The following is a 12,115-nucleotide window of genomic DNA, read 5'->3' as shown; positions in this document are numbered from 1 at the left end:
CGTGCCACGGGGACACACGATGACGCCGTGTCACGCACCGCGAACTTCCAGGGAAGGCAGGTCGGTTGTCGTGCAGTTGCGTCTTCCCTCCTCGATATCCGAAGCCCAGCGGTGTCTGGCCGAGGGAGCGGTACCGGTAGGCGGCGCCACGCTCGTGTGGGCGGGCTGGCAGCGGGACGGCTTCCCCGAGCAGGCCGTGTCGCTGCGCAACGTGCCGGAGGCCGGCACGGTCGGCCCCGAGGAACTCGGCGGCGCCGTGCTGCTGAGCCAGGTCGACGCGACGGTGCCCGAGGTGCTGCACCGGGCGGCCTCCGGCGTGGGCACGGGCGCGGTGCGCCGGGCCGCCACGGTCGGCGGCAACATCGTCGGCAGCACCCTGCGCTGTCTGCTCCCGGCGGCCCTCGTCCTCGACGCCCGGGCCACCGTCCTGGAAGCAGACAGCGTGTACGACACCGATCTGAGCGAGCTGCTGGCGAAGCGTCATGTGCTGCTCGCCCTGCGCTGGCGCGCACCCCTGGTCAGCGGCTACCGCAAGCTGGAGGGCGCGGCGGGCGGCCCGCCGCCCCTCGTCGTCGCCGCCGCGGTGCACGCCGACGGCGAAGGCCCCACCGAGCTGCGGGTGGCCGTACGCGACGGCTACGAGGTGTTCAGCGAGAGCACGCCGTACGACCCGGACCCCGACCAGGTCCTGCACGCCCTGGCGGGCACCGACCTGGGCGCCCTCCCCGTCGCCGCCCGGGACGCGGTCCACGCCCGGATCACCGACGTACTGGCCCGCGCCGCCGAAGGCTGAGACCCGGCCGCGAGGCTCTCCGGATCACGTCTGGCGCTCGGGCGCGTACACCTCCGCCGCGAGGCCGAAGGTCCAGGCGACCCCCTCCCGCGCCGTGCGGGTCGCCGGCGGCACCCGCAGCCAGTAGGTGCGTCGCGTCCCGTCCGGCTCCGGAGTGGAGTTCAGGACCTCCACCATGACGACGGGCTCGTCGTTGGCCAGGTCGATCCGCCACAGGGTGCCCGTCTCGTCGCGGTGGACGTGACGCGCCCCGGAGTCCGCCAGATAGCGGTCGTAGCCGTAGTACTCCAGCATCACCCGGCGCAGTTCGGCGTTCTCCTCGGACCTGATCCGGTCCGGGGTGAGCGTCGGCAGTCCGGCCAGGAACTCGGCCGGGACCGGCATGCCGCGCCAGGCGTGCAGGGCGAAGCCGTCGGGGTACGCCAGGGCCGGGCCGTCCCCGTGGTCGAGCCGGCCCGCCTCGTCGCGGTGCAGGGCGACGGGGCGTTCGCACACCACCGCCACCCGCGCGAACGGCCACCACCAGCCGGCGTGGCGGCTCACCGCGGCCAGTCCCTCGAGCGGGCCCCGGTCCGTCGGGAACGCGGCGAGCCACGGCGCGTCGTGCTGACCGAGCACGGCGTCCAGCAGCACCAGCCGGATCTCCACGGCCTCCTTCCCCGTGTCCCCGCCGGCCAGCTCCTCCAGCACCCCGGCCCGGATCCGGTCGACGAGCGCCTGCGTGGACTCCCACAGGAGCCCGCCGGTCGCCGCCCAGTGCGCCGCCCAGCCCGCCGCGCCCAACCGCGTGTGGAGCCGCTGCCGTTCGCCGGCCCAGGGAGCGCTGCGGACCGCCTCGCGCACACTGGCGCCCTTGTCCGCCAGCTCCCGGACCAGCGTGACGGCGGCCCGCGGTGAAGCGGCCCACACCACGCGCTCCGGATCCGGCAGACCGGCCTGTCGGTAGGCCCGCCGCACGCCGTCCTCGGCGGCCGCGCGATCGGCGGGCACGGCCGCCGCGGCACACTCGCGCCAGCCACGCACGTCCTCGAAGGACGTCCCCTCCACCATCGGTTCCGCCGCTGCCCCGGGCACTGCCCCGGCAAGCTCCGTAGTCGTCATCCGCCCCTCCGCCAACTCGGTCACCTCGGTCGCCCTCCGCTCAGTCCGCGACGATCCGCACGGATCCGGGGACGTACTCCCGCTGCCGGATCACCCGGTACCAGCCCTTCGGCAACGCGATCGCCGCGTGCTCCTCATGGACCACCCGGCCGCCCTGGGGAAGGTGCAGCAGCAGCGGACCGAACGGCCCGGACTCCCGCACCAGATCGCCCGGGCCCACCACCGCGTGGGCGTGCCCGGTGACCTCGCCCAGCGCCAGCACGAGCCGGCCGCGCGCGTCCCGCCGCTCCTTCGGCGCGACCGCCACGTGCGGCGGCACCGCGTCCTTCGTGACGGGCACGATCAGCACGTCTCCCTGCCGGTACATGGCTCTCCCCTCCCCGCCGGACGCTCCGTGCACCGGCCTCATGACGAAGACGGTACGGACCACCACTGACAACGCCCCTGAGCGGAAGTCCCGAGCCGAAGTCCCGAGCGGAAGTCCCGAGCGGCTGTTCCGAACCGGGGCCCCGCCGAGGGAGGTTGTCAGTGCCTGTTGGTAGAACTGCGGACACATCACGGACCGCGCATCTTTTTCTCCGGGGAGCAGCCGCATGACCGTCACCGACCACCTGAACGCGTTGTACCGGCTGCCCGCCCACACCTTCCCGGGCCCGGGCGGCAGGACGGACGACCTGCCCGACCCGGAGGCCTTCGCCTGGCGCGTCACCAGCGACGTCTACGACGCCGACGAGGACTGGACGAAGGCGTTCGCCCGTTTCTGCTCCGCCGTCGACACCACCCGGGTGCGGGCCCTGATCGTCGGCGCCTGGCAGGAGGCCTACGACACGGATCCCTCCGACGTCATCGAGGCGCTGGTGGCCGCCCGGGACCGGTTCCCCGCGCTGCGGGCGGTGTTCCTCGGCGACATGGTGGGGGAGGAGTGCGAGATCTCCTGGATCAACCAGACCGACGTCACCCCGATCCTGGCCGCGTTCCCCGCGCTGGAGGAGTTCGGCGTGCGCGGCGGGTCCGGGCTGGCCTTCCCCGCGGTGAGCCATCGCGCGCTGCGCAGGCTCGTGATCGAGACGGGCGGGTTGCCCGCGGAGGTCGTGCGCGGGGTCGGCGGCAGCGACCTGCCCGAACTGGTCCACCTCGACCTGTGGCTGGGCACCCCCGAGTACGGCGGCGACAGCGAGGTCGCCGACCTGGCGCCCATCCTGTCCGGCGCCCGTCTGCCGAGCCTGCGTCACCTCGCCCTGCGCAACAGCGAGAACCAGGACGCCGTGGCCGCGGCCGTCGCGTCCGCGCCCGTGGTGGCCCGTCTTGAGGTGCTGGACCTCTCCATGGGCGTCCTGACCGACGAGGGCGCGGCCGCCCTGCTCGGCGGCCAGCCGCTCACCCACCTCAAGAAGCTCGACCTGCACTACCACTACCTGAGCGAGTCCCTCCAGGAGCGCGTCCGGCGGACCGTGGAGACCGCGGGCGTCGAGGTGGACCTCGACCGCGACGACGCCGAGGAGGACTCGGACGACGACGGAACGCCGTGGCGCTACGTCGCTGTCGGGGAGTGAGCACAGCACCCATGGGTCACCGTCCCTCCTCCCTCGACGAGCCGCGCCCGGAGCGCGCGTCCACGCCACGCCTGGCGGTGGTCGGCAACCCGGAGAACCGTCGGGTCGCCCTCTTCGAGGACGCGGTACGCGGGGCCGGCCTGCCGGCCCCGCGGGTCGTGCCGTGGGCGGACGTACTGCGCGACGGCGGTGCCGACTTCGCCGCCGAGGAGATCGTGCGCCTGGACTCGCCCGGCGAGAACGCCGAGGTCGACCGGCTGCTGCGCGGTGCCGGCGACCCGACGCGGGTCGAGGGCTCGGGCCGCTGGTACGCCCGCTTCACCGCCGCGGTACGCAGTCTGCGCGGCGGCGTCCGCCTGGACGACCCGGACGAGCTCGCGGTGCTGTTCGACAAGCGGCTCTGCCACGCCGTCCTCGGCGCGGCGGGCGTCCCGGTGCCCGCCTCACCCACCTCGGGCCCGCAGGGCGCGCAGGTACGGGGCTGGGACGACGTGCGCGCGGCGATGCGCGAGCACCGGATGCCCCGGCTCTTCGTGAAACCCGCGCACGGATCGTCCGCCTCGGGCGTCCTCGCCGTCGAGTCGGGCGGCGGCGGCCGGATCAGGGCCACCACCTCCGTGGAACTCGCCGCCGACGGCGGCCTGTACAACTCCCTCAGGGTGCGCCGCTACGAACGCGAGCAGGACATCGCGGCCATCGTCGACGCGCTCGCCCCCGACGGACTGCACCTCGAGCGCTGGCTGCCGAAGGCCTCCCAGGAGGGCCGGGCGGCCGACCTCAGGGTCGTCGTCGTGGCCGGTCGCGCCACCCACGCGGTGGTGCGCACCAGCCGCTCGCCGATGACCAACCTGCATCTCGGCGGCCGTCGGGGCGATCTGGCCACCGTCCGGGAGGCCGTCGAGGCGGCGGGCGCCCGCTGGACCGACCTGCTGGGCGTGTGCGAACAGGCCGCGGCCTGCTTTCCGCGCACCCTGTGCGTCGGTGTCGACCTGCTGCCGGCCGTCGGCTGGCGCAGGGCCGCGGTCGGCGAGGTCAACGCCTTCGGCGATCTGCTGCCCCGGCTCACCGGCCTGCCCGGCAGCGGCGCGGAGGGCCTCGACACCTACGCGGCCCAAGTGGCCGGCGTCCTGGGTGACCTCGCCCGGTACAGAACAGGAACACCGCATGCCTGAGCCCGACATCGACGATGTCCCCGACATGAACGATGTGCCCGACATGAACGAGGTGGTGGGCAGCCACGACCTCCTGCTCGTCACCCTCGACACACTCCGCCACGACGTCGCCGCCGAGCTGGCGGCATCGGGCCGCATCCCCCATCTGGCCCGCCACCTCCCCGGCGGCCGCTGGGAGGAGCGGCACGCGCCGGGCAGCTTCACCTACGCCTCCCACCAGGCGATCTTCGCGGGCTTCCTGCCGACCCCGGCCGCCCCCGGACCGCATCCGCGCCTGTTCGCGGCGAGCTTCGCGGGCAGCGAGACCACCGCGGGCGGAACCTACGTCTACGACACCCCCGACCTCGTCTCGGGTCTCGCCGAGGACGGGTACCACACCGTGTGCATCGGGGGAGTGGGCTTCTTCAACAAGCAGGGCCCGCTGGGCTCGGTGCTGCCCGGCCTGTTCCACGAGTCCCATTGGGCACCGGAGTTCGGCGTCACCTCACCCGAGTCCTTCGAGAACCAGGTCGCCCGCGCCGAGGAGGTCGTACGCGGACTGCCGCACGAGCAGCGGCTGTTCCTCTTCGTCAACGTGTCCGCCCTGCACCAGCCGAACTGGTTCCATCTGCCCGGCGCGACCCGTGAGACCGGCGACAGCCGGGAGACGCACGCCGCCGCGCTGGAGTACGTGGACCGGCACATCGGGCGACTGTTCGCCGCCGCGAGCAGCAGGCGCCGCTGCTTCGCGATCGTCTGCTCCGACCACGGCACCGCCTACGGCGACGACGGCTACACCGGGCACCGCCTCGGCCACCAGTCCGTGTGGACCGTGCCGTACGCCCACTTCTTCCTCGACCCCGCACCCCGTCCGACGGAGGCCGGCCGATGACCACCGCCGAACCGGTCACCCGCACCGGCCCGTACCAGCACTACGTCTACGCCTACCCGCACAAGACGGCCTACCGGGCGCTCCCCGACCGCCCGTCCCTGAAAGCCCTCTGGGCGGCCGAGCCCAAGGACACGCTCTCGCTCTACCTGCACATACCGTTCTGCGAGGTCCGCTGCGGCTTCTGCAACCTCTTCACCCGCATCGGCGCCCCCGACGGACTGACCGGCGCCTATCTGGACGCCCTGGAACGGCAGGCGAGGGCCGTACGGGAGGCGCTGGGGGACACGGACGAGGTCCGCTTCGCCACGGCCGCCTTCGGCGGCGGCACCCCCACCTTCCTCACCGCAGCCGAGCTGGACCGGCTCTGCGACATCGCCGAGCACCGCATGGGCGCCGACCTCCGCGCGGTCCCGCTGTCGGTCGAGGCCTCGCCCGCCACGGCCACCGCCGACCGCCTCGCCGTGCTCGCCGACCGGGGCACCACCCGACTGAGCCTGGGCGTCCAGAGCTTCGTCGACTCCGAGGCCAGGGCCGCCGTACGCCCGCAGCGCCGCGCCGAGGTCGAGGCGGCCCTCGCCCGCGTCCGCGACACCCGCATCCCGGTCCTCAACATCGACCTGATCTACGGCATCGACGGCCAGACCGAGCGGACCTGGCGGCACTCCCTGGACGCGGCCCTGGCCTGGCGGCCCGAGGAGCTCTACCTCTACCCGCTCTACGTCCGCCCCCTGACCGGCCTCGACCGCCGCGGCCCCGGCCGGGCCGCGGGACCCGACCCGGCCTGGGACGAGCAGCGGCTGCGGCTGTACCGCACGGGCCGCGACCACCTCCTGGCCCACGGCTACACCCAGCAGTCCATGCGCATGTTCCGCCGCGCCGACGCACCGCCGCAGGGCGTGGACGACTACGCCTGCCAGACCGACGGCATGATCGGCCTCGGTTGCGGCGCCCGCTCCTACACGGCCGGCCTGCACTACTCCTTCGACTACGCCGTCGGCATGCACCAGATCCGGGGCATCATCGACGACTACGTCGCCACCGACGCGTCCGACTTCGCCCACGCGGAGGTCGGCCACCCCATGAACCCCCACGAGGCGCGCCGCCGCCACCTCCTCCAGTCGCTCCTCCAGGCCGAGGGACTGCGCCTCGACGACTACCGGGCCCGCTTCGGCGGCGCGCCCGCCGACGACTTCGGCCCCGAACTCGCACGCTTCGCCGACCGCGGCTGGCTGACCGACGCGGACCCGTCGACCCTCAGGCTCACCCCCGAAGGCCTCGCCCACTCCGACGCCATCGGCCCCGAGCTGTTCTCCCCGGCCGTACGGGCCGCCATGACCGCCTACGAGCGGAAGTGACCCGGCCGCCATGGACCTGACCCTGCTCTACCGCGGCCCGCTCGCCTCCTGCGACTACGACTGCCCCTACTGCCCGTTCGCGAAGCGGCGCGACAGCACGGAACAACTGCGCGCCGACCGGGCCGCCCTCGAACGGTTCGCGGGATGGGCCGCGGACCGGACCGACGACCGGCTGTCGCTGCTCTTCACCCCCTGGGGCGAGGGACTGGTCCGCTCCTGGTACCGGCGCGCCCTCGCCGACCTCTCCCGTCTCCCGCACATCCGCCGGGTCGCCGTCCAGACCAACCTCAGCTGCCGCACCGACTGGCTCGCCGAGGCCGACCCCGACACCCTGGCCCTGTGGTGCACGTACCACCCGGGCCAGACGCCGTACGACCGTTTCCTCACCAAGTGCCGCGACCTGTCGGAGCGGGGCATCCGCTTCAGCGTCGGCGTCGTCGGACTGCCCGAGCACCTCGACGCCGCCCGCCGACTGCGCGCCGACCTGCCCGCGCACGTCTATCTGTGGATCAACGCCGCCGAGGGCCACGTCTACGAGGACGCCGAGGCAGATCGGTGGACCGCCCTCGACCCGCTCTTCCCGTACAGCCGTCACCCGCACACCAGCGCCGGGCTGCCCTGCCGCACCGGCGAATCGGTGATCTCGGTCGACGGCGAGGGCACCGTGCGGCGCTGCCACTTCGTCCGCGCCGAACTCGGCAACCTCTACGACGGTTCGTACCGCGCCGCCCTGCGCCCCCGCCCCTGCCCGCTCGCCGTCTGCGACTGCCACATCGGCTATGTCCACCTGGAGACCCTGCCGCTGTACGACGTCTTCGCGGGCGGGGTCCTGGAGCGGATCCCGGCCCCCGCCCCCGCACAGCACTCCGCCCGCATCACGACGATCGCGATGCGGGCGGAGACTGCGGACTGACAGGACTGACAGGACTGACAGGGCTGACAGGGCTGGCAGGACCAGCAGGGCCGGTAGGTCCGTCAGGTGTTACGGGGTCACGTCGGTGACCCTCCAGCGCTGGTTGGAACCGGAGTTGGCCTGCCACGTGGTGACGGCCGCGCCCTCGTTGGTCGCCTGGCCGCCGACCTCGAGGAGACGTCCGGTGGCCACGTTGACCAGGGTCCACGTCCCGTCGCCGGTGGTCGACATGATCCATTCGGTGGCCGCGTCACGCTCGCCGGTGTCGGGTTCGACCACCGGCACGTTGTCGCGGACGGCGAGGCGCTTACCCTCGGCGGGGTTGGCGAATACGTAGTGCTGGCGGGCGCCCGTCTTGCCGTACCGGGCGTCCAGCTGCCAGTTCTGCGCGGCGGTGCCGTTGGCCGAGCCGATGACCAGGTTCGTGCCGTTGGCGCCGACGGTCACCGCCTTGCCGCTTTGCACGCCGGTCAGCGTGTAGGAGTGCCCCTTGCTGAACAGGCCCGCGTTCTTCGCGACGCCGGAGACGCCCTTGACGGCGAAGGAGGTCACGGACTGGGCGGGGACGGTGTAGGTGGCCTTGCCGTCGACGACCTTGACCGGGGCCTGCTGCTGGAGCTTGCCGTCGGCGCTGGTCACCGTGGGGGTGACGGTCGCGCTGCCCTTGATGTCGCGGAACTTGGACAGGTCGATGGTGACCGTGCGGGCCGCGGTGGTGCTGTTGACGTGGACGACCGAGGCGCCCTTGCCGTCCTTGTTCACGGCGGCGGCGCTGGAGGTGTCGTCCACCTTGATCAGCTTGTCGCCGGGCTTGATGAAGTGCGTGAAGTTCCTGGCCGTGTCGAACTTGGTGTTGGTGTAGATCGGGCAGGACTGGAGGGTGTCCGTGCTGGTGCAGCTGAACGGGAGCTGGATGGAGCCCCAGTTGCCGCCCTTCGCGGACTCGCCGCCCGGCTTCATGTTGTCGTAGTCCTCGACCGGCTGCCAGAACACCCAGGCGGTGGGCTCCAGTTCCCGCAGGTCATTCACCATCTGCTGGGCGAGCCCGAGGCCCGGACGCATGTCCGTGAAGCTCTGCCCGTCGCCCCAGTCGCCCTCGACCTCGCTCATCCACAGCGGTTTGTCGGCGGCCTTGGCGAGATCACGGACGGTCGTGCGCTGCCCGGTGCCGTAGGTGTGGACGTTCATCTGGTCGACGAGGTCCTTGGAGGCCTGCGAGTAGGAGTTCCAGTTCGTCGCGAAGAGGGACGGGTTGGTCTCGTCCATCGCCGATATCCCGGCCTTGACCTTGGCCTGCTTCAGCGCGGGCGCCAGCGCGGCGAGCACCTTCTGCTGGAGCTCGGGGCCGATGTGGGCGCCCTCCTGGCGGCCGCCGACCGGCTGTCCGTTCGCGTCGAGCTTGGTGCCCCAGTAGCCGGTGTTGGGCTCGTTGAACGGGTCGACGGTGTCGACCTTGATGCCCTCGGCCTTCTCCAGTCGCTTCGTCGCACCCGCCACGTAGGCGGCGAAGTCGTCGACCGAGTCGGCCTTGAGCTGGTCGGTGTTGGCGTTGAAGCCGCCGGACACGTATCCGCTCTCGGTCATGAACCACGGAGGGGAGTTGCTGAACGTCTCCCAGTGGGTGATGTCCTTCTTGATGCGGTCCACCCACCAGCGCTGGGTGGCGTCGGCGTCCTTGTTCCAGTCGGCCGGGTCGTCCGCGCTCCACCAGTCGGTGTCCTCGCGGGTGGTGCCCTCGGGCGCCTTCCACCAGCCCTCGACGGCACCGCCGGCCCGCAGGTAGTCCGTGACGTCCGGGGCGTTGCCGCCGCCGATGTTGTACCGGGCGATGTTCAGCGCGAGGCCGTCGTCGCCGAAGAGCAGCTTGGCGAGCTTCTCGCGGATCGCCGGGGGATAGTCCCCGGTGGCGTTGGCGAACCAGACCAGGCTGGTGCCCCAGCCCTCGAACTTCTGCTGCTGGTACGACGGATCCGGCGTCACGGTGACGGCGGCCTCGGCGTGCGCCTGCACGGGGACGCTGAGGAGGGCGGCCCCGGTGGCCAGTGCGGTGAGTGCGGCGGCCCCGAGGTTCCGTCTGCTGCGGGTACGGCGTGCCATCTGTGCTCCCAACTGCGGTGCGGTCGCTGTGGTGGGCCCCTCCCGCCGCGCGGACAGGAGGGGATGGCCCTCGGCACGGGTGCGTGCGGTGCCGAGGAGTCGTGAAGGGTGCGGGCGGGGTGACGTCAGCCGACGGGCCGGCGCAGGACGGCGACCTCCCGCGGCCCGAGGACGAGAGCGCCCTCCGAGCCGCCGGTGCCGACCAGCACCTCTCCGTCCAGCCCGGTCACCGGCACCGTGTCGTCGGTCCGATTGACCAGGAACAGGAACCGTCCCTCGGGGCCGCGCCGGACGGTCAGCTCGACCGACCCCCGGACGTCCGCCGGGAGTTCGCTGGCGACCCCGGCCGGCTCCAGCAGCCGGGGCAGCAGCGAGGCGAGCCCGTCGACCCCGAGCCGGGTGGAGACGTAGGAGGCGGAACCGCCGCCGGTCGGGCGCCGGGTGACGGCCGGGCGTCCGGCCTGCTCACCGGTGCGGTAGTGCGCCAAGACCTCGGTGTCGCCGTCGGTGACGGTGATCCGGTCGGTCCACAGGGTGCCCGAGGTGGCGTCGTCCAGTTCCACGGACTCCCCGGCGAGCAGCGGACCGAACTCCTCGATGCGGATGCCGAGCAGGTCGCGCAGGGCGCCCGGGTAACCGCCGAGCCAGACGTGGTCGTTCTCGTCGACCACCCCGGAGAAGTACGTGGTGACGAGGTGACCGCCCTGCTCGGCGTAGCGCGTGAGGTCCTTGGCCAGTTCGGCCGGCACCACGTGCAGCACGGGCGCGATCAGCACCCGGTGCCGGGAGAGGTCGGCGCGGGTGGTGACGAGGTCGGCGCGGACGCCCAGGGCGAGCAGCGCCGAGTACCAGTCGAGCGCCTCCTGCCGGTAGTCCAGCAGGGCGGTGGGGTGGGAGTCCTGCTCACTGGCCCACCACGAGTCCCAGTCGTAGAGGATGCCGACGGCCGCCGGCTCCCGTTCCGAACCCGCCACCGGGGCGAGGGCCTTGAGCGTGGCGCCGAGGCCGGCCACCGCGCGGAACAGGTCGCTGTCCGGGCCGGCGTGCGGCACCATCGCCGAGTGGTACTTCTCGGCGCCGGCCGCCGACTGCCGCCACTGGAAGTAGCACACCGCGTCCGCGCCGTGCGCCACGTGCAGCAGCGCGTCACGGGCCAGGTCGCCGCGGCGCTTCGCCACGTTGACGGGCTGCCAGTTGACGGCGCTGGTGGAGTGCTCCATCAGGAACCAGGGCCGGCCGGCCGCGATGCCGCTGGTGAGGTTCGCGGAGAAGGACAGCTCGTCGCGGTCCTGCGGGCCGGGGTGGACGTAGTGGTCGTTGGAGACGAAGTCGATCTCGCCCGCCCAGTCCGGGTAGTTCATGCCCTTGGTGTTGCCCATCACCATGAAGTTCGTGGTGACCGGGACGCCGGGCGTGATCCCCTTCAGGATCTCCCGCTCGGCGATCAGGTGGTCCTTCAGGGCGTCCGAGGAGAACCGCTTGAAGTCCAGCTGCTGGGTCGGGTTGGGGTGCGAGGCGGCCAGCCGGGGAGGCAGGATCTGCTCCCAGTCGCTGTAGCGCTGCGACCAGAACGCCGTGCCCCAGGCGTGGTTGAGGGCGTCGAGCGTGTCGTAGCGGGCGCGCAGCCAGATCCGGAAGGCACGGGCCGCGTCGTCGGAGAAGTCGTAGACGTTGTGGCAGCCCAGCTCGTTGGAGACATGCCAGGCGACCAGGGCCGGGTGGTCCTTGTACCGGTCGGCGATCTTCCGGACCAGGCGCAGGGCGTATTCACGGAAGACGGGCGAGGTGGGCCGCCAGTGCTGGCGGGCGCCCGGCCAGAGCGTCTCACCGTTCGCCGTCACCGGCAGGATCTCCGGGTGGGCCGTGGTCAGCCAGGGCGGCGGGGAGGCGGTGGCGGTGGCCAGGTCGACGCCGATCCCGCCCGCGTGCAGCAGGTCCATGATCTCGTCGAGCCAGCCGAAGTCCCAGGTGTCCGGGCCCGTCTGGATCCGGGCCCAGGAGAAGATCCCCACGGAGACGACGGTGACGCCGGCCTCCCGCATCAGCCGCACGTCCTCCTCCCACACGTCCCGGGGCCACTGCTCGGGGTTGTAGTCGGCGCCGTACGCCAGACGCGGGGCGGGGTCACCGTCCGCCCCGCGCAGCATGCGGGACTGGAGGGTGGAGATCATGGCGGTCCTTCCGAAAGTGGTGCACGGGGGCGGCGCGGCCCGGGTGCCGCGCCGCCCGGCGTTTCTTGCTTCTCAGGTTCTCTCGAGTG

At 72.7% G+C, this 12,115-nt stretch carries 10 protein-coding genes; 6 read left to right on the top strand and 4 right to left on the bottom strand.

All coding sequences use genetic code 11. From position 1 onward, the window contains the following. Positions 1-70 precede the first annotated feature (70 nt). Positions 71-793: an FAD binding domain-containing protein gene (locus ACIRPU_RS33390; RefSeq protein ID WP_403874080.1), complete on the top strand. Its 723-nt coding sequence runs from the start codon at positions 71-73 to the stop codon at positions 791-793. A 24-nt stretch (positions 794-817) separates the two neighbouring features. Here the strand turns inward: ACIRPU_RS33390 and ACIRPU_RS33385 are convergent, their stop codons facing one another. Next, the gene (locus ACIRPU_RS33385; protein ID WP_403874078.1) at positions 818-1,894 is read right to left on the bottom strand and encodes a DUF6745 domain-containing protein; all 1,077 of its coding nucleotides are present in this window, start codon (positions 1,892-1,894) and stop codon (positions 818-820) included. Between the two features lie 40 nt (positions 1,895-1,934). Beyond that, positions 1,935-2,261: a hypothetical protein gene (locus ACIRPU_RS33380; protein WP_403874076.1), complete on the bottom strand. Its 327-nt coding sequence runs from the start codon at positions 2,259-2,261 to the stop codon at positions 1,935-1,937. Between the two features lie 226 nt (positions 2,262-2,487). Between ACIRPU_RS33380 and ACIRPU_RS33375 the strand changes: the two genes are divergently transcribed. From ACIRPU_RS33375 to ACIRPU_RS33355, 5 genes are read left to right on the top strand one after another with little or no spacing between them, the layout of a single operon-like run. Next, complete coding sequence (locus ACIRPU_RS33375) at positions 2,488-3,447, top strand: STM4015 family protein (RefSeq protein ID WP_403874074.1); 960 nt, start codon at positions 2,488-2,490, stop codon at positions 3,445-3,447. Positions 3,448-3,458: 11 nt separating this feature from the next. Continuing rightward, positions 3,459-4,619 (top strand): STM4014 family protein, encoded by a 1,161-nt coding sequence (locus tag ACIRPU_RS33370; protein ID WP_403874072.1) that lies wholly within the window; start codon positions 3,459-3,461, stop codon positions 4,617-4,619. 43 nt (positions 4,620-4,662) lie between these two features. After that, the gene (locus ACIRPU_RS33365; RefSeq protein ID WP_403874161.1) at positions 4,663-5,490 is read left to right on the top strand and encodes an STM4013/SEN3800 family hydrolase; all 828 of its coding nucleotides are present in this window, start codon (positions 4,663-4,665) and stop codon (positions 5,488-5,490) included. Further along, on the top strand, positions 5,487-6,845 hold the full coding sequence (locus tag ACIRPU_RS33360; RefSeq protein ID WP_403874070.1) for an STM4012 family radical SAM protein: 1,359 nt from the start codon (positions 5,487-5,489) through the stop codon (positions 6,843-6,845). The genes ACIRPU_RS33365 and ACIRPU_RS33360 overlap by 4 nt, the downstream gene beginning before the upstream one ends. 10 nt (positions 6,846-6,855) lie before the next feature. Continuing rightward, positions 6,856-7,758, top strand: a complete 903-nt coding sequence (locus tag ACIRPU_RS33355) for an STM4011 family radical SAM protein (RefSeq protein ID WP_403874068.1) — start codon at positions 6,856-6,858, stop codon at positions 7,756-7,758. A 69-nt stretch (positions 7,759-7,827) separates the two neighbouring features. On the opposite strand, the gene ACIRPU_RS33350 is transcribed toward ACIRPU_RS33355, so the two are convergent. Together ACIRPU_RS33350 and ACIRPU_RS33345 are read right to left on the bottom strand one after the other, a co-directional pair. Next, a complete protein-coding gene (locus ACIRPU_RS33350; RefSeq protein ID WP_403874066.1) occupies positions 7,828-9,855 on the bottom strand; it encodes a glycoside hydrolase in 2,028 nt (675 codons plus the stop codon). A gap of 125 nt (positions 9,856-9,980) precedes the next feature. Next, a complete protein-coding gene (locus ACIRPU_RS33345) occupies positions 9,981-12,026 on the bottom strand; it encodes a beta-galactosidase (RefSeq protein WP_403874064.1) in 2,046 nt (681 codons plus the stop codon). Between the last annotated feature and the right edge of the window lie 89 nt (positions 12,027-12,115).

This window comes from Streptomyces sp. NPDC102259, from assembly GCF_044766465.1.
Lineage (GTDB): Bacteria > Actinomycetota > Actinomycetes > Streptomycetales > Streptomycetaceae > Streptomyces.
Note: the sequence above shows the minus strand (reverse complement) of the source record. Positions and strands in the feature narration are given on the sequence as shown.

Coding starts and splice junctions, on each gene's coding strand:
- ACIRPU_RS33380 (WP_403874076.1), bottom strand. CDS start 2,261: ATGTACCGGCAGGGAGACGTGCTGATCGTGCCCGTCACGAAGGACGCG.
- ACIRPU_RS33385 (WP_403874078.1), bottom strand. CDS start 1,894: ATGACGACTACGGAGCTTGCCGGGGCAGTGCCCGGGGCAGCGGCGGAA.
- ACIRPU_RS33345 (WP_403874064.1), bottom strand. CDS start 12,026: ATGATCTCCACCCTCCAGTCCCGCATGCTGCGCGGGGCGGACGGTGAC.
- ACIRPU_RS33370 (WP_403874072.1), top strand. CDS start 3,459: ATGGGTCACCGTCCCTCCTCCCTCGACGAGCCGCGCCCGGAGCGCGCG.
- ACIRPU_RS33360 (WP_403874070.1), top strand. CDS start 5,487: ATGACCACCGCCGAACCGGTCACCCGCACCGGCCCGTACCAGCACTAC.
- ACIRPU_RS33355 (WP_403874068.1), top strand. CDS start 6,856: ATGGACCTGACCCTGCTCTACCGCGGCCCGCTCGCCTCCTGCGACTAC.
- ACIRPU_RS33375 (WP_403874074.1), top strand. CDS start 2,488: ATGACCGTCACCGACCACCTGAACGCGTTGTACCGGCTGCCCGCCCAC.
- ACIRPU_RS33365 (WP_403874161.1), top strand. CDS start 4,663: ATGAACGAGGTGGTGGGCAGCCACGACCTCCTGCTCGTCACCCTCGAC.
- ACIRPU_RS33350 (WP_403874066.1), bottom strand. CDS start 9,855: ATGGCACGCCGTACCCGCAGCAGACGGAACCTCGGGGCCGCCGCACTC.